Genomic DNA, 17,989 nt, shown 5'->3' with positions numbered 1-17,989 from the left:
CGATGGAATTTAATTTGATCATTATTCTTGTTTGTAGTTCCTTTGCAGGATTCTTGATTTTTAAAGAATTCAAAAGAAACGATAAATCTAAGTTGATTTGGAGATTGGTAGCGAGTGTTTTGATGGTAGCCTGTTTTGCTCTAATCATTATCCCGATAAGCTATTTGGTGAAAAAGCAAGAACCAGCAGGTGTTTTAAACCTGTTAACGGCAGGCACGGCCTTGGATACCATTGCAACTATAAAAGAAACGAAGTACGATTTAGACTCAACCTTGTTTCCAATTAGAAAAAATCAAAAAATTAATCATCTAGCAGATTTAGCTTATTATTTAAAAGAGCATCCAACTGTTAAGAGGATAAACATTTATGGTTATGGGCTTGGTGAAAATGAGCTGAAAACATTAAAGGATAAACAAGTTTCTTTTCATCCTTCAAATGTTCCATCGGGTGTTATTTCAGCCAGTTGGCAAAAGAAATTAAAAGCTACGGAAAGTTTAAAAGTTGAAGGTGTTTATTACAATGGCACTAAGGCAACTGTTAAGCTAAAACTTTATGGAATGGGTACAAGCCTTGATTCGGTAAGTGTTAAACCTCATGCTGAGTTCAATTTTTCTTTTGTAAATCAACCTAAGCAAGTAGGGAAAGCAGTATTTAATTTAATCGCCTTGGAAGGAAACGATACCTTGTCTGTTGAACCCGTACCGTTTGAAGTAGAATTGAAACAACCTATTCATATCTTAATCTTAGCATCCTTTCCAGATTTTGAGTATAAGTTTTTAAAGAAATGGTTGTATGAGAATCAATATGCAGTTGCTTTAAGAAGCCAGATTAGTAAGAATAAATACAGTACAGATTTCTTGAATATGAAAGCTGTAAATGTAAATCAGCTTAATCAATCCCTGCTTAAAAAAATGGATTTAGTGATTATAGATGAGGATGAGCTTGCTGCAATTCCTGCGGCTGATAGGGCTTCCATTTATAATGCAGTAGATAATGGAATGGGTCTGATTGTTAGAGTTACCAATCCAAAGCCTGAAAGTAGCACCTCCAACTTTCACCAATATGAAGTGCCTTCAGCAATAGAAAAACCTTTGTCTTTAAGGTCGTCGGATCAGTTGAAGTTTAGCAACCTGTCGTTTAAGCAGACTATATTTTTAAAACCCGGTGTAAACAACCAAGCTTTGATTACGGATGAAACCGGAAAAATTGTAGTGAACAGTCGGCTAAGTGGAATGGGTAAAATCTTAACTTCTACTTTTTCGTCAACCTACCAATGGCAATTGGCAGGCAAGCAATATGATTATAGCAGCTTTTGGTCACTGCTTTTTGCTAAATCGTTAAGAAAGAAAATAGAAAGCCAGTCTTTTACATTAGTGCCACAATTCCCTTCAGTTGATGAAAAAACAAGGTTGATGTTAAATTTGGCGAATGGTAAAATTCCTAATATTTCTATAGATAGCGTTAAAATTAATCCAAGGCAAAATATGGAAATTCCATCTGAATGGGATGGATTATATTGGTCAAAAAACTTTGGGTGGAAACGTTTATCGATCAATCAAAAAACAGAAAACGTTTATTTTTATAAAAAGAGCGACTGGAAAAGTGCGAAAAGCTTCGTCAAACTGCAGCATACAGCAAATTTTGTTGCTAACAATTCCTTTAAAGCTACTGATGGTGTTGAGATTGAGTATTTAGCTAAAGAAAGCATGAGTAAATGGTGGTTTTTTATAGGTTTTTTGTTGACAATTTCTTTTTTATGGTATGAACAGCGTTTTTTGGCTAAAAATTAGCGAATTGAAACTAAAATGTTATACTTCTCAGTGGTTTTGCTAAGCTAAAATTACTACCTTGTTTATCGAACCGTTAAACAATTAACACTTACGATAAAACTAAATCGCTTTGAAAAGAAAAGACTTTCTCTACTTATCAGGCATAGGTGCCAGTGCTTTGTTAATGCCAGATTTATCTGCCTTCGCAAATCCTATTGATCCTCTACAAGCCCTTGATAAAATAGACGTTAAAATTAAAAAAGAATTGGCTGATGTTGCTTTGAATGCAGCAAAGTCCAAAGGAGCAACTTATACAGATGTTCGTATTGGTCGTTATTTAAACCAATTTGTTTCAACCAGAGACAAACGTGTGCAAGGTGTTGCCAATACCGAATCTTTTGGGGTTGGTATTCGTGTTATTGCTAACGGATGTTGGGGTTTTGCTGCTACCAACACGGTAACCAAAGACTCTATTGCTAAAACGGCACAAGAGGCGGTTGCTGTTGCAAAAGCAAATGCAAAAATTCAGGGTGAAGCTGTACAATTAGCCCCTCAAAAAGGATTTGGAGAAGTAAGCTGGAAAACACCTTTAGAGATCAATTCATTTGAAGTTCCCATCAAGGAAAAAGTTGATCTGCTATTAAATGTAAATGATATTGCGATACAGAATGGGGCAAATTTTGTTAATGCTGCATTATTTGCAGTAAACGAGCAAAAGTATTTTGCATCAACAGATGGATCATATATCGATCAAGACATTCATCGTATTTATCCAACATTTGGGGTAACGGTTATTGATAGGGCATCAGGTAAATTCAAAACTCAATCGGCTTTAAGTTCGCCGATGGGAATGGGGTATGAGTACATGAATGCCAGACCAGAAGATAAAGTAAGTGGTGTAATTACTCGTTACAAAGGTAGATATGATATACTAGGTGATGTTAAGGAAGCAACTCGTGTTGCCAAAGAAAAAATTACTGCTAAATCTGTAGAAGCTGGCAAGTATGATTTGGTTCTAGATCCATCACATTTATGGCTAACCATTCACGAATCTGTTGGTCACCCGACTGAGTTAGATCGCGTTTTAGGTTATGAAGCAAATTATGCAGGTACTAGTTTCTTAACCTTAGATAAATGGCAGTCTAAAAAATTCAAATTTGGTAGCGATAAAGTAAACATCATTGCAGATAAAACGCAAGTTGGCTCATTAGGTGCTGTGGGTTATGATGACGAAGGTGTGAAATGCAAACAATGGAATTTAATTAAAGATGGCGTTTTGGTTAATTACCAAGCCATTAGGGATCAAGCACATATTATTGGCTTAACAGAATCGCAAGGTTGTTGTTATTCGCAAGGGTGGAATGATGTTCAATTTCAACGCATGCCAAACGTGTCATTAGAATCGGGTAAGGCTAAATTAAGTGTTGATGACATGATTAAAAATGTAGAAAAAGGTATTTACATTATTGGTGATGGAAGTTATTCAATCGATCAGCAACGTTACAACTTCCAATTTGGTGGTCAACTATATTATGAGATCAAAGAAGGTAAAATTGTAGGTATGCTTAATGATGTTGCTTATCAATCAAATACCCAAGAGTTCTGGAATTCTTGTTCGGCTATTTGCGATGAAAGTGATTATCGTTTAGGTGGTTCATTTAACGATGGTAAAGGACAACCTGGACAAAGTAGTGCCGTATCTCACGGTAGTTCTACAACAAGATTTAATGGAGTTAATGTTATCAATACAGCTAGAAAAATATAATTATGGCCATATTAAGTAAAGAAGAAGCCCAAGCAATATTAAAAAAAGTACTCAGCTTTTCTAAGGCAGATTCATGTGAAGTAAGTTTAAATGGATCTAATGGAGGTAACATTCGTTATGCTCGTAACGCTGTTTCTACTGCCGGACAAGTAAATGTGATGAGTTTATCGGTCAACTCAACCTTTGGTAAAAAAACAGGATCAGCATCAATTAATGAGTTTGATGATGCCTCGCTTAAAAAAGTAGTAAGCAGAGCTGAAGAATTGGCAAACCTTGCACCAGAAAACCCTGAGTTTATGCCTTTGTTAGGTGCTCAGACTTTTCAAGAATCAAAAACCTATAACGAGAATACAGCAGCAATGACGCCTGACACCAGAGCAGAAATGGTTGGTAAAAGTTTAGGTGTTGCAAAAGCCGCTAATTTAGATGCAGCCGGTTTTTTAGAAAATTCTACACGTTTTAATTCGGTAATGAACTCTAAAGGTTTGTTTGCTTATAACAAATCGACCAATGTCTCATTTTCTGTTACCATTAGAAATAAAGAGGGAACAGGATCTGGATATGTGGAGCAAGACTTTAACGACCTCAATAAAATGGATGTGCTTGCCCTAAGCAAGATTGCGGCAAGTAAAGCTACAGGTTCTGCTGGTGCAAAAGCCATTGAGCCAGGAAAATACACCGTGATATTAGAGCCATTAGCGGCTAGTGATATTTTAAGTAATATGTTTAGAGGTTTTGATGCCCGCAGTGCTGATGAAGGAAGAAGTTTCATGAGTAAAAAAGGTGGAGGAACCCGTTTAGGAGAACAGTTATTTTCTGAAAATGTTAATATCTATTCTGATCCGATGAATCCTGAATTGCCTTCTGCAACTTGGAATGGTGATGGTTTAGCATTGAAAAGAACGGATTGGGTTAAAAATGGTGTAGTTAAAAATTTAGCTTATTCTAGATTTTGGGCAGCCAAAAAAGGTGTTGAACCGGTGCCATTTGGAAGAAGTATGGTGATTGAAGGAGGCACACAATCTTTACAAGATTTAATTAAAAGCACTGAAAAAGGAATTTTAGTAACTAGGTTTTGGTATATCCGTTCGGTAGATCCTCAAACATTATTACTCACAGGTCTTACACGTGATGGTACTTTTTATATCGAAAATGGCGAAATCAAATTCCCTATTAAAAACTTTAGGTTTAACGAAAGTCCGGTAATCATGTTAAATAACGTAGAGGCTTTAGGTAAACCAGTTAGAACAGGTAGCGGAATGATTCCACCTATGAAGATAAAAGACTTTACTTTTTCATCATTGTCTGACGCAATTTAATTATAGGATTACACAGATTGATAAGATTGCACAGATGAGAAGAAGAGATTTTTTATACATGACAGGTATTGGTACGGGTGCAGCAATGTTACCTAGTCTAAATACTTTTGGCAGGTTAATTTCTGTTGAAGAAGCTTTAACACCAGTGGATGTAAAGCTAAAGAAAAAAATGGCCGACGTGGCTTTAAACGCTGCTAAGTCTAAAGGTGCAACTTATGCCGATGTTCGAATTGGCAGGTACTTGAATCAGGTTGTAGCTACAAGAGATGCACGAGTAGAAAACGTTGCCAACGGCGAATCTTATGGTCTGGGTGTAAGAGTTTTAGCTAATGGCTCATGGGGGTTTGCAGCTACTAATAATTTAGATAATGATAGCATTGCCAAGGCAGCAGAATTAGCAGTTGCCATAGCAAAAGGTAATTCTAAATTGATGAGCGAGCCAGTACAACTTGCTCCACAAAAAGGCTATGGTGAGGTTAGTTGGAAAACACCTGTAGAAGTTAATGCTTTTGAAGTTCCCATTCCTCAGAAAGTAGAGTTGTTGTTAAATGTAAATAGCGAAGCACTAAAAGGTGGTGTTAAATATGTAAACTCCAATTTGTTCATGATCAATGAGCAGAAATATTTCGCATCAACAGATGGTTCTTACATAGATCAAGATATCCATAGGATATGGCCAAACTTTACAGTTACCAAAATTGACTCTGCTAGTGGCAAGTTTGAAACTCGTAATGCTTTAAGTGCCCCGATGGGGATGGGATTTGAATATCTTACACCAAAAGATAGCGAGAAGATAAAAGGTGGTCCGGTAACAATGTATAAGAAGCGTTATGACATGTTTGAGGATGTGAAAGAAGCAACTTTACATGTGGGTGAAAAACTAAAGGCAAAGCCAGTTCCGGCAGGTAAATATGATTTGATATTAGACCCATCTCATCTGTTTTTAACCATTCATGAATCTGTTGGTCACCCAACAGAGTTGGATAGGGTGTTAGGCTATGAAGCAAATTACGCAGGTACAAGTTTTTTAACCTTAGACAAATGGGAAAGTAAAAAATTCAACTTTGGTAGTGAACATGTAAATGTAATAGCTGATAAGCTGGAAGTTGGTTCATTAGGTGCAGTGGGTTATGATGATGAAGGGGTGAAGTGTGGCAAGTGGGATATCATTAAGAATGGAATTTTAGTTAACTACCAAACCATACGTGATCAAGCTCATATATTGGGATTGGCAGCATCGCAAGGTTGTTGTTATGCAGATAGCTGGGACAGCATTCAATTTCAAAGAATGCCAAACGTATCTCTGGCGCCGAGTAACACAGAATTAACCGCTGCAGATATGGTTAAGGATGTAGAAAAAGGAATTTATATGTTTGGGCGTAATTCTTATTCCATAGATCAACAACGATATAACTTCCAGTTCAGCGCTCAATTAGCTTATGAAGTTAAGGAAGGAAAGATTGTAGGTATGTTTAAGGATGCTTCATACCAATCGAATACACAAGAATTTTGGAATGCTTGTGCTAAAGTTTGTGGCAAAGGCGATTATAGACTAGGAGGAACTTTTTCTGACGGAAAAGGACAGCCAAGCCAAGTAAGTGCAGTGTCTCATGGTAGCGCAACCACTCGTTTTAATGGCGTTAAAGTAATTAATACGGGCAGTAGGATAGGGTAAGATAGTAATTTCTGTCAGGCTGAGCGTAGTCGAAGCCTTCTTTCTTAATCATTAGAAAGCATTTCGATTACGCTCAATGTGACATTTTTGCTTATAAAATGTTCTATTAATTTTAGTTCTCTGCTAGCTCTTTAACTTTTGCTAAAGCCTTTGGCCACATACCAGCAAACATCTCTATCATTTGCTTGTTTTCTTCAGATTCATCCATTTCCATAAAGATATTTAAATGGGTTTTTCCACCTAAATCTGTAAGCGTATAGTTTTCTTTAGCTCCTGCCCAGCGTTTAACCTCCGCGCTATCGTAGTCTTCAATTCCATTTGTAACCATTCCTAAATGCTCAATAGACATGTATTCGTTTGGTATGGCTTCATCAATTCTAGAAACCATCCCGCTATCTTCAGAACCAAGAAATAATGCCTTGCTCCCTTTTTGCCAATCGGTTTCTACTCTCGAGCCTTCGCCAAAAGCTGAGGTCCATAATGGATAAGTTTTTTCGCCAAAAAGTACATCCCATACTTTTTCTCTCGATGCATTGATTTCAATATTAAATTCCATAGTGTAAGTATTTAGTAATTAGTATATAGTAGTTAGATAAGATACCCTAGACTTAAGGCTCTCGACTAGTGACTCGCGACTTTGGGCTTACTGAGGTAGTTTACTAAAGTCCATGTGCAAAAGGTTCCATCTGTGTCCATCAAGGTCGATGAATCCACCACCGTACATCCAGCCATCTTTTTCGCCGCCTTTGGCATAAATTTTACCGCCTGCATCTTCGGCTTTTTGCAACATTTCATCAACTTCTGCTGGGCTTTCGGCATCAATAGAAAATAGAACTTCTGTTCCTTTTGATGTATCTGAGATCTTGTTTCCACAGAAACCTTCAATGATGTCATTCCTAAATAGCATCATTACAAATTTACTTTTCTCGCCAATAAAAAATGATGCCATTGTATCAGAAAATGGAAACCTTTCATTTTTCGTAAATCCCATCTTGCTGAAGAACTCAACAGATTTATTGATATCTGCCACTGGCAGGTTAGCCCAAATCTCTTTTGTCATAATTTCTATATTTAGTTTATACTAAGTTCGAAATTATTTCAACTAATTATTGGGTTAAAAACGACAATATTAAGGGGTAAAAGAGACAGATGCTTGTTGTTAACTACTAATTTAGAAATCTTAGATTTGTTTTAATCTTATTTATCTCCAGAAGAATTAGGAAAAGTTGTGGTTATGAAAATTAACAAGTTGTTCTTGTCTTTATTACTTGAATAAATCCGCCGCCAATTAAAGAAAAAGTGAATTCCCAAAAGCCATCACCATTTTCAAATTTTATAGCCTCTACTTCACCAAAAGTACCAATACCATTGCTAATTGAATCACCAACTTTAACTTGGGTCAATTCGCTAGTAGGGGTGTTGTCATTTAAGATTTTCATGGTTGAAAGTTGAAAGTGAAAAGTTGAAGGTAAAATAAGACTTAGGACTCCTGACTACCGACTCAAGACTTCCTTTAGCCCATCGTATTATAACAAGCCCTACATCTAGGTTCGTAACTTTCTTTTTCTCCTAAAAGGATTTTGGCATCATTTACAACTGTACGGTAAGAATAAACTGCTGGACTACCACATTGCATACAAACTGCATTTACTTTGGTTACATGTTCTGCAATAGCTAATAAAGCAGGCATTGGTCCGAATGGTTTGCCTAAAAAATCCATATCTAAACCAGCAATAATTACTCTTATTCCTTTTAGTGCTAATTTATTGCAAACTTCTGGTAGTTCTTCATCAAAAAACTGGGCTTCATCGATACCTACAACCTGAGTATTTGCACCTAATAATAAAATGGCAGATGAACTGTCAACTGGTGTTGATTGAATAGAGTTTAGATCATGCGAAACTACCGCGGTTTCATCATATCTAGTGTCTGTTTTAGGCTTAAAAATTTCTACATTCAGCTTTGCAATCTGTGCTCTTTTTAATCTTCTAATTAATTCTTCCGTTTTGCCAGAGAACATGGAGCCGCAAATTACTTCTATGCTTCCACAAAATTCTCCTCTTCTAAAGTTTTGCTCGCTGAATAACATTTGTAAAGGTATTTTAGCCAAATATAAAAGAATTTTATAGTACTTTTGATTGTCATTTATTAACATAAATCACCCATTTTTTCGTTAAGCTACTATGATGAACCAAGAAGATTTTTTTAAGAAACTAGGATTGATATTAGATGAACTGAATGAACAATATCAATTCTTAGCTCAAAATCCACAACAACTCAGTGAGTTAGAACTTGAACTTTTTCAAGCCAATGCAAATTTCTTGGCTGATCATATACAAATCATCAAAAAAATCAATGCCAATCAGCAAGCACCTTTAGTTTTAGCACCTGCCGATAAAGACGTATCCGAAGTTGAAAATAAAGTTTCATTAACCAATGATGATACACAAGAAGCGTGCATGATTGAGGATATTACTTTTGCTGACCAAAAAGAAGATGAACCAGCAGTTGTTTTAGAAAAACAGGAGCCTTTAATTCATTTTGAAGAAATTGAGCAAGAAGTTTTTAAGTTAGATAATGAACCTTCTACTTTCGAGTTTATTTTAAACGACCATTCTGAACATGAACCCATCGAGGGTTTGCCACAGATCGACTATAATACAGATGAAAAATTTGAATTTGAAGAAAAAAGTGTAGATGAGTTGTTTAATCGTCCATTAAGCGAAGAGGAAGAGCGAATCATAGAGCAAAAAAGGAAATTAAGAGAACAGCCAATACAAGAGGTTGTGGGACAAGAAGAGGATGAAATTGGTCCAGAACCTTTTTTGGTTACTAAAACTTTAGCCATAGAAGAGGAAGAATTTCCGATTGAAAAAGAAGACCTAGAATTGGAAGTTTCGCCTGTAGAAAATATCATCGTTAACAAAGTTGAGCCAGTTGAAGACCCAAGCTATAAGCCAACGCTAAACGATTTACTAGCAAAATCAAGAGGCGAAAACATCAATGCAACAACAAATGTGGCGGTTAAAGATTTAAAACAAGCCATCAGTTTAAATGATAAATTGCTTTACATTAAAGATTTATTTAACGGTTATAATTTAGCCTATGCAGAAGCAATTGATTTAGCCAATAAGTTGCCAAATTTTGAAGCTGCTGATAATTTCTTCCAAAAGAACTACGCTGCTAAAAATAATTGGGCAGAAAAGCAAGCTACTGTAGATAAGTTTTACGGATTACTTAATCAAAGGTTTAAATAACCCCCAGCCCCTAAAGGGGAGTAATAAGATTAGTAGGAAAAGTCCCCTTTAGGGGATTTAGGGGTTAAATAAATCCCATTCTATTAGAATCAAGCTTTAGAAAGATAAATAGTAGAATTGTAAAGCTCCACAAAGATGATCCTCCATAACTTATAAACGGAAGAGGGATTCCTATTACCGGCATTAGACCGATTGCCATTCCTATATTAATGAATACGTGGAAGAAAATAATGCAGGCAATGGAATAACCATATACTCTTGAAAAGGTAGATTTTTGTCGCTCTGCAATATTCAAGATCCTAAGCAACATAAATACATAAAGCCCAATTACTACAAAACAACCTACAAATCCCCATTCTTCACCTACTGTTGAAAATATAAAGTCTGTACTTTGCTCAGGTACATAACGTAACTTGGTTTGGGTTCCTTCTTTCCAGCCACGCCCAGTTAATTGACCAGCGCCTATGGCAATTTGAGACTGCCTTACGTTGTAACCAACACCTTGATTATCTGTCTTAAGTCCTAAAATTAATTCGATACGTGCTCTTTGGTGCGTTTGTAAAACATTATTGAAAAGAAATTTAGCAACGAAAAGATAGCCAATTGCCACAATCGTGATAATGGTTATGTTAATTATTTTCTGTTGCTTTTTTCTATTGTTGTAAATAAACAAGGCACCAATCATTAGAATTGACGAAATCAATAAAAAAGGTGATAGAAAGAGGTTAAGGATAAACAGCGTAACTAATCCCCAAAAGATAATCAACAAGTAACCTGATAATCCTTCTCTGTACAGCGGAAACATAAACGACAAGAAAACCAACATCGAGCCGGCATCTGGCTGAAGCATGATCAAACACATCGGGATACCTATAATAGCTGCAGCTATTAATACAGGTCTTAAGGTATTAAGCTTTGGATTAAATGAACTTATATATCTCGCCAGTAATAGTGCTGTTCCAAATTTGGCAAATTCTGATGGCTGTAAGCGAAAAGAACCAATAGCTATCCAAGCTTGATTACCGCCAACATTTCTTCCCACAACCAAAACCGCAAGTAGCAGTAAAACTGTTACGCCATAAATAATGGGGGCAAAGACGCTGAAAAACTTAGCATCCAATAATAAAATAGATAGACCTAAAACTAATCCTGTAATGATAAAAATAAGTTGTTTGCCATATTCAGCTGCAAAACTAAAAGCTTCAGATTTGTCTGGATTAAACTTTACAGAATAGATATTTAAAAAACCAATAGCACACAATGCCACATAAATTAATATGGTAATCCAATCTACATTAAAGAAAAATCTATTACTTTGAGGCTGCATTGTTTTTTGGTTTATCAGCTACTTTATTAAATGCATTGTTTGTGTTCTTGTTTTTAACTGGCATAGCTTTTTTAAGGCTGTCAGTTTTATTTAGTAAGCTATCAGTTTTAGTTTTTGGTCTAAATGGCTTAGACAAAAATGTAGGAAGCAAGTTGGCATCTTTATACATTTGAATAGTACTTCCGTGTATTGTTCTTCCTGAAAGCGAATCTGTTAAGTATTTCTCTGCCATGAAACTTGCAATTGGCGCTGCATAAGCTCCACCATAACCACCATTTTCTACAATTACAGCAATTGCAATTTTAGGGTTGTCGCGAGGTGCAAAGCCAATAAATACAGAGTGATTTTTGCCTCTACTGTTTTGCACGGTTCCGGTTTTACCGCACATGATGATGTTTGGCAATCTTGATTCGATTGCTGTTCCCCATGATTGGTTTACCGCATCTTGCATACCATCTATCACAGGTTCATAAAACCTTGCATCTATACCTGCATAATGTTTTTCCTTAAATCTTGGATCAATACCTTTCCCATTTCCAATAACCTTAACTACGTGAGGTTTCAAATAAAAACCTCTGTTGGCAATAATTGCCATGATATTAGCCATTTGTAAAGGCGTGGTATTGATCTCTCCTTGCCCAATGGCAACAGACATGATAGTGGTATTACCCCAATATCTGCCTCTGTGTAATTTGTCATAATCTGCCCTTCTAAAAAGTTTATAGGCTTTTTCGCCAGGAAAATCTATGCCTAATGTATCTCCGATGCCAAATTTTCTAACCTTGTTTTGCCAGTCTTCATAGGTGCTTTGTTGTTTGGCATAGGCTCCACCATTTTTAGTCATGAGCTTTGCGAAAATGGTATAGAAATAAGTATTGCATGATCTGGCAATCCCTTTGCGCAATGCTATGGGCCCATCTACGTGCTCACACTTAAATCTTCTATTACCTGCAACATAATAACCCGGGCAGTTAAATGTAGTGTTGGGGTCTACCACGCCTTCGCTTAAAGCTATTAAAGCATCTAAAGGTTTAAAAGCAGAACCAGGGCTATATCCTCCTTGTATGGGTCTAACAACAAATGGCCTATTCGGATTGGCTGTTATCTCACTATAGTTAGCACTAAAGTTATTACCAACTAATTTATTAGGGTCATAACCCGGACTACTTACAAATGCTAACACTTCGCCTGTGCTAGGCTCTAATGCCACAATGCTCCCTACTTTATGAGCTAATAGTTCTTCACCTAGTTTTTGTATACGACTATCAATTGTAGTTATTAATTGTTCGCCTGCAATGGCTGCAGAATCCATTTTTCCATTATTGTAACTTCCTTGAGCTACGTTTTTTGAATTGAAAAGCATATGGGTAACGCCTTTTGTTCCTCTTAAGTCAATCTCATATTTTTTTTCGATACCACCTTTTCCAATATAATCCCCAGGTTTATAATAGCCTAAATATTTTTCTAGGTCGGTAGGGGTAACCTCTCGCATATAGCCAAGAAATTGTGCGGCAATACTATCTGGATAAAACCTAATCGTTCTTTTTCTTACGCTAAATCCTCTAAAATTAAACATCTTCTCTTGCAGGGTAGCATAGGTCTCAATGGAAATTAATTTTTGGAAAATAGATTCCTGAAATCTAGATTGGGCAACGGCTTTGTCAAACTTTTTCCTGAACTCAATGGTATCAATGCCAATAATACGGCAAAGAGAAAGTGTGTCAAATGGTTTTACTTGATTTGGGGTAACAAGCAAATCATACGTTGGTTGGTTTTGGGCTAAAACTTTATTGTTTCTATCTAAAATTACACCACGTGCAGGATAAGTATAGATTTTTCGAAGCGCATTATTGTTGGCACTTAAGAAATACTTATCGCTAACAACCTGCATATAAAAAAGCTTGCCCAAAAGAATAAGGGCAATGAGAACGAACAAACCTTGAATAATATATTTTCTATTAAACAGTTGATCCATTAAGTAGATTTTCTATTGTGGAAGATAGCTTCAACAAGTAACACAGTGAACATGGTAAATACAACACTTAACAAACTTCTTCCAAAAGTATAAGCTAGTTCAGAAAGCTTAAAGGCCTCTAAAAAGAATAAAACTAAGTGATGAACAAAAATACATAATACTGCGTAGATAGAAAACCACTTAAAACCCATATTGCCTAATGAAGGTTCAGGATCATCTATTGCGTCTCGATTTAAACTGACAGATATAAATAAAATCCTTACAAAGGCTAGTGCAACACAGGCAGAAGTATGAACGCCCATTGTGTCGTAAAAGGCATCCATTGTTAAACCGGTACCAAAGGCTATTAAAAATAGCAATAGATTTGGTATCCTGAAAGGAAGGACAAGTATGAATAAAACGTAAACGAAAGGAGTAGAGAGGTTGTAAAAGCTTAGATTGCGTAATAAAAAGATTTGCACAAATAAAAGTACAACCCATCTAAATATATTTAAGAAAATGGTTTTACTGTTCATTAGGCAATTTTGGTGTTTCTAAAGCTTTTTGTTCTGCGGCTAATTTATTCTTAATCACATAAACATACTGCAAGGTGCTAAAATCATTAAATAAGTTGATTTCAAAGTCACCATTATTAAGTTTTCTGCTTACTGTTCCAACTTCAATACCTCGAGGAAAACCACCCGAGCCCGAAGTTATCACTGTATCCTTTAAATTTGTTTTAAAATGATTCGGAATTTCCTTTACAAAGGCTTTTCTGTAATCAAAATTCCCATCTCCCCAAACCAACGAGCCTAATGCATTATTCTTTTTAATACTTACACTTATTGGTGTATTGCTATGTAATAAACTTCTAATGGTAGCTAAATGTGGCGAAACATCTAAAATAAAACCAACTACACCTTTCTGAGGAGAGATTACAGCCATGTCCTTTTCAATGCCATCAAGGCTTCCCCGGTTTATGGTTATTACGTTATTACGTTGACTAATAGAGTTCTTAATTACCTTGGCAGATTGATATGTGAACTGAACATTATTTACAGTATCATTAACCACAACTGTTTTGCTACTATCTACTTCTTTTAAAGCTAAGAGTTCGGTTTTTAGTTTAGCATTTTCATTCGCAAGGCTATCATTAACTTGCCCCAGATTTAAATACCTCTTTAAAACATTTAAACGCTCGTAAGCACTACCCACAACTTCATTGGTAGAGTTTAAGGTTACGCTACGCTGATAAGCATTGTTTTTAAGTGTTAAAATAATGCCAATAGTAAAGAAAATGATGAAAAAGAAGAATGCGTTATATCTGCTTATGAAAATCCAAAGGTTACGCATACTGAGTTACGATTTTAGATTTACGATTTACGATTGCCTGCATGGTTTTCATTAGAGTAATCAAAGAGATGATTTGCGATTCTGTTCGTTTTTTCTAATTGTGATGATTGAAGAAACTATTATTGCTAATAGTTCATTTCCTTCTTTCCAGTTTTTTTGAATTTCTTTTTTAATCATTGGATTGAATTCTTCCAGCAATTCCAAGAAGAACATTGATTCATCAAGTTCTTCTTCAACAATCTTTAATTTATTCAAAAAATCAGCAGTTGATTTTGCTCTGCAAGCGGCTCTATAATTCGCCCCGACAGAACTAGAACACCTAACTAATTGATTTGAATAATTCTTATTCAATAGATTATTTGGCAATTCGATAATTAATTTGCCAATTGATATTGAATAGGTTTTGGTTCTTGCCTTTAAAGTTTCGCTATTCATCAATCGTCAATCTAAAATCTACATTCGTAAATCTATCTTATTGCATTAAGAATTTATAATTACCAATGTTTTTCAAAGCGATACCAGTACCACGAACAACTGCTCTCAAAGGATCTTCTGCAACGTGGACAGGTAACTTAGTTTTAGCAGCCACACGTTTATCTAAACCACGTAACAATGCACCACCACCAGTTAAATAAATACCAGTTTGATAAATATCTGCAGAAAGTTCTGGAGGCGTAATCTCTAAAGCCTTTAAAATCGCTTCTTCAATTTTCGAAATAGATTTATCTAAGCAATGAGCAATCTCAGTATAAGAAACTGTAATCTGCTTTGGTACGCCAGTCATTAAATCTCTTCCTTGTACAGCGAAATCTGCAGGTGGATCAGCTAGTTCTGGTAAAGCAGCACCAACTTCGATTTTAATTTTTTCAGCAGTGCGATCACCGATCATGATGTTATGTTGTCTACGAATGTAGTTTACGATGTCAGAGTCAAAGTTATCTCCTGCAACACGGATAGATTGGTCGCAAACAATACCAGATAAAGCGATAACCGCAATTTCTGTAGTACCACCACCTATATCAATAATCATATTGCCCATTGGCTCTTCCACATCGATACCAATACCTACAGCAGCCGCCATTGGTTCGTGAATTAAATAAACTTCTTTTGCGCCAGCAATTTCAGCACTATCTCTAACCGCACGTTTCTCAACCTCAGTAATCCCGCTAGGAATGCAAATAACCATTCTCAAAGATGGGAACATCCATCCTTTACCGCCATTCAGCATTCTAATCATCCCCTTAATCATCGCTTCTGCAGCATTAAAATCTGCAATTACGCCATCTTTCAAAGGTCTAACTGTTCTAATATTATCGTGTGTTTTACCTTCCATTTGCATAGCCTGACGGCCAATTGCAATGATTTTGTTTGTTTGCCTATCAAAAGCAACTATCGAAGGTTCGTCAACTACTACTTTATCGTTATGTATGATGAGGGTGTTCGCGGTACCTAAATCAATAGCTACCTCTTGTGTAAACCAATTAAATAAACCCATTTATATTTTGTAATTATTTTATGCTAGTTAATGTGTACTATATCAAATGTAAAAATAGTCTTTTTATTATATTAAAAATTAAAAAAATCAACGAGGCATCTTATTTATTTTATTCAAATTATTTGAAAATCAATATGCTAACCCATTGGTTTTTTTAGTCCTGCTCGCCTGCAGGCTTTTCCTGCTGCCATAAAAAATGGCATTCGTTCAATTGGGTTTATTATATGGCAGTTTACTCCTTTTGGAGCAATTGTTGAAGGTTGCAAATTGCTTAGGCTGTAGTCGTTTTAAATTGCTTTCCCGATAAATCGGGAAAGGCTGTTCCCTGCAATGACGATAGCGGTTGCTTTCTGCTTTAGTCTTTCTTGCTTTGAGCCTTCAGCCTTCCAACCTCAACTAGTGTTTAAAATGTCTAACTCCAGTAGTTACCATCGCAATGCCTTTTTCGTTAGCCATGTTGATAGAATCTTGGTCTTTAATTGAGCCACCTGGTTGTAAAACAGCAATAATTCCGGCTTCAGCCGCTAATTCAACACAGTCAGGGAAAGGAAAAAAAGCATCCGATGCCATAACTGCATCTTTTAGGCTAAAACCAAATGCTTCTGCTTTTACCACCGCTTGTTTCAAGGCATCAACTCTAGATGTTTGTCCAACACCACTGGCAATTAATACATTATCCTTTACAAAAACGATAGTATTGGATTTTGTGTGTTTAACAATTTTATTAGCGAAGATCAAATCTTTTATAGATGCTTCACTTGGTGCTTTTTCAGTAACGGTTGTCATCTGGTCAGCAGCTTCGATGCTTAAATCTTTATCTTGCTCAATTACGCCATTCAATAAAGTTTTGAATTGTTTTTTGCTCAATTCGACTTCATTGCGTTGTAATATCACTCTGTTTTTCTTTGCTTTAAACAATTCTACAGCTTCTGGTTGATAAGAAGGGGCGATTAAAACTTCGAAGAATAAATTGTTAATTTCTTGTGCGGTTGCTAAATCAACTTCTTGGTTGGTAATTAAAACACCACCAAAAGCAGAAACTGGGTCGCAAGCTAAGGCGTCTTTCCAAGCTTCTAAACCAGTAGCTCTAGAGGCTAAACCACAAGCATTGGTATGTTTTAAAATAGCAAAAGTCGGTTCAGTAAATTCATCAATTAAACTTACAGCAGCGTCAACATCTACTAAGTTGTTATAGCTTAGTTCTTTTCCATTTAACTTGGTAAACATTTCATCCAAGTTGCCATAAAAAGTTCCTTGTTGATGAGGGTTTTCTCCGTAACGTAAAGTCTGTGCTTCTTTAACACTTTGTTTGAAAACGTTTAAAGGTGCTTCGGTATTAAAATAATTGAAGATAGCAGTATCGTAATGAGAAGAAGTATGGAAAGCTTTTTTAGCATACGATTTACGTTGAACTAAAGTTGTAGCGCCATCTTGTGCTTGTAATTCGTTTAATAAAGTTCCATAATCATCTTTAGATGCAATGATAACTACATCATTAAAGTTTTTCGCGGCAGCACGAATTAATGAAATTCCCCCGATATCAATCTTCTCGATAATTTCAACATCTGTTCCGCCAGCTTTAACTGTTTCCTCAAAAGGATAAAGATCAACGATTACTAAATCAATTTCTGGAATTTCATATTGAGTAATTTGCTCTTGATCGCCAGCTAAGCTTCTACGGTTTAAAATTCCGCCAAATACTTTCGGATGTAAGGTTTTTACTCGTCCACCTAAAATAGAAGGGTAGCCGGTTAAGTCCTCTACAGCTACTACAGGTAGGTTTAAATCTTTAATAAATTGTTCTGTTCCGCCTGTAGAATATAGCGTTACGCCCTGCTGGGCTAAATATTGAACAAGTGGTGCTAAACCATCTTTATAATAAACTGAAATTAAAGCGTTTTTGATCTTTACTGACTGACTCATTTGGGCTATTATTTTAAGCCGCAAAGGTAAGAAAATGAGATGGTTTTTGCAGGAGGTTTTTTAAAGAAAATTTAATAAATGTAAGATGTTCCAAAGGAATGCCCTTGGCATAAAATGTAAGACGTAAAATGGTCTTGTTTTCGGACTTTTCT

The 17,989-nt window shown here is 35.9% G+C and carries 16 protein-coding genes; 5 read left to right on the top strand and 11 right to left on the bottom strand.

The window, feature by feature from the left end:
• Nucleotides 1-2 precede the first annotated feature (2 nt).
• From EZ428_RS22950 to EZ428_RS22935, 4 genes are all read left to right on the top strand, one after another.
• Entirely contained in the window at nt 3-1,790 is a 1,788-nt protein-coding gene (locus tag EZ428_RS22950) for a hypothetical protein (protein ID WP_131555683.1), read from the top strand.
• A gap of 109 nt (nt 1,791-1,899) precedes the next feature.
• A complete protein-coding gene (locus EZ428_RS22945) occupies nt 1,900-3,534 on the top strand; it encodes a TldD/PmbA family protein (protein ID WP_131555682.1) in 1,635 nt (544 codons plus the stop codon).
• Between the two features lie 2 nt (nt 3,535-3,536).
• Entirely contained in the window at nt 3,537-4,853 is a 1,317-nt protein-coding gene (locus EZ428_RS22940) for a TldD/PmbA family protein (protein WP_131555681.1), read from the top strand.
• A gap of 34 nt (nt 4,854-4,887) precedes the next feature.
• On the top strand, nt 4,888-6,528 hold the full coding sequence (locus EZ428_RS22935) for a TldD/PmbA family protein (RefSeq protein WP_131555680.1): 1,641 nt from the start codon (nt 4,888-4,890) through the stop codon (nt 6,526-6,528).
• A gap of 112 nt (nt 6,529-6,640) precedes the next feature.
• Here EZ428_RS22935 and EZ428_RS22930 read toward each other — a convergent pair whose 3' ends face one another.
• From EZ428_RS22930 to EZ428_RS22915, 4 genes are all read right to left on the bottom strand, one after another.
• Nucleotides 6,641-7,084 (bottom strand): SRPBCC family protein, encoded by a 444-nt coding sequence (locus tag EZ428_RS22930; RefSeq protein WP_131555679.1) that lies wholly within the window; start codon nt 7,082-7,084, stop codon nt 6,641-6,643.
• Between the two features lie 87 nt (nt 7,085-7,171).
• Entirely contained in the window at nt 7,172-7,588 is a 417-nt protein-coding gene (locus EZ428_RS22925; protein ID WP_131555678.1) for a VOC family protein, read from the bottom strand.
• Nucleotides 7,589-7,769: 181 nt separating this feature from the next.
• Nucleotides 7,770-7,967 (bottom strand): hypothetical protein, encoded by a 198-nt coding sequence (locus tag EZ428_RS22920; RefSeq protein WP_131555677.1) that lies wholly within the window; start codon nt 7,965-7,967, stop codon nt 7,770-7,772.
• 74 nt (nt 7,968-8,041) lie between these two features.
• A complete protein-coding gene (locus EZ428_RS22915; RefSeq protein ID WP_131555703.1) occupies nt 8,042-8,617 on the bottom strand; it encodes a thymidine kinase in 576 nt (191 codons plus the stop codon).
• 94 nt (nt 8,618-8,711) lie between these two features.
• On the opposite strand from EZ428_RS22915, the gene EZ428_RS22910 reads away from it, so the two are divergent.
• Nucleotides 8,712-9,785, top strand: coding sequence for a hypothetical protein (locus tag EZ428_RS22910; RefSeq protein WP_131555676.1), 1,074 nt, complete (start codon nt 8,712-8,714; stop codon nt 9,783-9,785).
• A 64-nt stretch (nt 9,786-9,849) separates the two neighbouring features.
• Here EZ428_RS22910 and rodA read toward each other — a convergent pair whose 3' ends face one another.
• The 7 genes from rodA to purH form a co-directional block, all read right to left on the bottom strand.
• Nucleotides 9,850-11,112 (bottom strand): rod shape-determining protein RodA, encoded by a 1,263-nt coding sequence (gene rodA, locus EZ428_RS22905; RefSeq protein ID WP_131555675.1) that lies wholly within the window; start codon nt 11,110-11,112, stop codon nt 9,850-9,852.
• Nucleotides 11,096-13,087 carry a penicillin-binding protein 2 gene (gene mrdA / locus EZ428_RS22900; protein WP_131555674.1) on the bottom strand — a complete coding sequence of 664 codons (1,992 nt, stop codon included), beginning with the start codon at nt 13,085-13,087 and terminating at the stop codon, nt 11,096-11,098. Before mrdA ends, rodA begins: the two co-directional genes overlap by 17 nt.
• On the bottom strand, nt 13,087-13,602 hold the full coding sequence (locus EZ428_RS22895) for a rod shape-determining protein MreD (protein WP_131555673.1): 516 nt from the start codon (nt 13,600-13,602) through the stop codon (nt 13,087-13,089). The genes mrdA and EZ428_RS22895 overlap by 1 nt, the downstream gene beginning before the upstream one ends.
• Complete coding sequence (gene mreC, locus EZ428_RS22890; protein WP_131555672.1) at nt 13,592-14,419, bottom strand: rod shape-determining protein MreC; 828 nt, start codon at nt 14,417-14,419, stop codon at nt 13,592-13,594. Before mreC ends, EZ428_RS22895 begins: the two co-directional genes overlap by 11 nt.
• Nucleotides 14,420-14,479: 60 nt before the next feature.
• A complete protein-coding gene (locus EZ428_RS22885) occupies nt 14,480-14,854 on the bottom strand; it encodes a four helix bundle protein (protein WP_131555671.1) in 375 nt (124 codons plus the stop codon).
• 37 nt (nt 14,855-14,891) lie between these two features.
• Nucleotides 14,892-15,914 carry a rod shape-determining protein gene (locus tag EZ428_RS22880; protein ID WP_131555670.1) on the bottom strand — a complete coding sequence of 341 codons (1,023 nt, stop codon included), beginning with the start codon at nt 15,912-15,914 and terminating at the stop codon, nt 14,892-14,894.
• A gap of 396 nt (nt 15,915-16,310) precedes the next feature.
• Complete coding sequence (purH, locus tag EZ428_RS22875) at nt 16,311-17,837, bottom strand: bifunctional phosphoribosylaminoimidazolecarboxamide formyltransferase/IMP cyclohydrolase (RefSeq protein WP_131555669.1); 1,527 nt, start codon at nt 17,835-17,837, stop codon at nt 16,311-16,313.
• Nucleotides 17,838-17,989 lie beyond the last annotated feature (152 nt).

The organism is Pedobacter frigiditerrae (assembly GCF_004331645.1).
Classification (GTDB): Bacteria; Bacteroidota; Bacteroidia; order Sphingobacteriales; family Sphingobacteriaceae; genus Pedobacter; species Pedobacter frigiditerrae.
The sequence above is the reverse complement of the archived record's forward strand: the minus strand, read 5'-3'. Positions and strand labels throughout refer to the sequence as shown.

What these genes read in the sequence shown, in the direction of transcription:
- mrdA (WP_131555674.1), bottom strand. Translation starts at nt 13,087, where the DNA reads ATGGATCAACTGTTTAATAGAAAATATATTATTCAAGGTTTGTTCGTT.
- EZ428_RS22895 (WP_131555673.1), bottom strand. Translation starts at nt 13,602, where the DNA reads ATGAACAGTAAAACCATTTTCTTAAATATATTTAGATGGGTTGTACTT.
- EZ428_RS22915 (WP_131555703.1), bottom strand. Translation starts at nt 8,617, where the DNA reads ATGTTATTCAGCGAGCAAAACTTTAGAAGAGGAGAATTTTGTGGAAGC.
- purH (WP_131555669.1), bottom strand. Translation starts at nt 17,837, where the DNA reads ATGAGTCAGTCAGTAAAGATCAAAAACGCTTTAATTTCAGTTTATTAT.
- EZ428_RS22880 (WP_131555670.1), bottom strand. Translation starts at nt 15,914, where the DNA reads ATGGGTTTATTTAATTGGTTTACACAAGAGGTAGCTATTGATTTAGGT.
- EZ428_RS22925 (WP_131555678.1), bottom strand. Translation starts at nt 7,588, where the DNA reads ATGACAAAAGAGATTTGGGCTAACCTGCCAGTGGCAGATATCAATAAA.
- EZ428_RS22950 (WP_131555683.1), top strand. Translation starts at nt 3, where the DNA reads ATGGAATTTAATTTGATCATTATTCTTGTTTGTAGTTCCTTTGCAGGA.
- EZ428_RS22935 (WP_131555680.1), top strand. Translation starts at nt 4,888, where the DNA reads ATGAGAAGAAGAGATTTTTTATACATGACAGGTATTGGTACGGGTGCA.
- EZ428_RS22910 (WP_131555676.1), top strand. Translation starts at nt 8,712, where the DNA reads ATGATGAACCAAGAAGATTTTTTTAAGAAACTAGGATTGATATTAGAT.
- mreC (WP_131555672.1), bottom strand. Translation starts at nt 14,419, where the DNA reads ATGCGTAACCTTTGGATTTTCATAAGCAGATATAACGCATTCTTCTTT.
- rodA (WP_131555675.1), bottom strand. Translation starts at nt 11,112, where the DNA reads ATGCAGCCTCAAAGTAATAGATTTTTCTTTAATGTAGATTGGATTACC.
- EZ428_RS22920 (WP_131555677.1), bottom strand. Translation starts at nt 7,967, where the DNA reads ATGAAAATCTTAAATGACAACACCCCTACTAGCGAATTGACCCAAGTT.
- EZ428_RS22885 (WP_131555671.1), bottom strand. Translation starts at nt 14,854, where the DNA reads ATGAATAGCGAAACTTTAAAGGCAAGAACCAAAACCTATTCAATATCA.
- EZ428_RS22940 (WP_131555681.1), top strand. Translation starts at nt 3,537, where the DNA reads ATGGCCATATTAAGTAAAGAAGAAGCCCAAGCAATATTAAAAAAAGTA.
- EZ428_RS22930 (WP_131555679.1), bottom strand. Translation starts at nt 7,084, where the DNA reads ATGGAATTTAATATTGAAATCAATGCATCGAGAGAAAAAGTATGGGAT.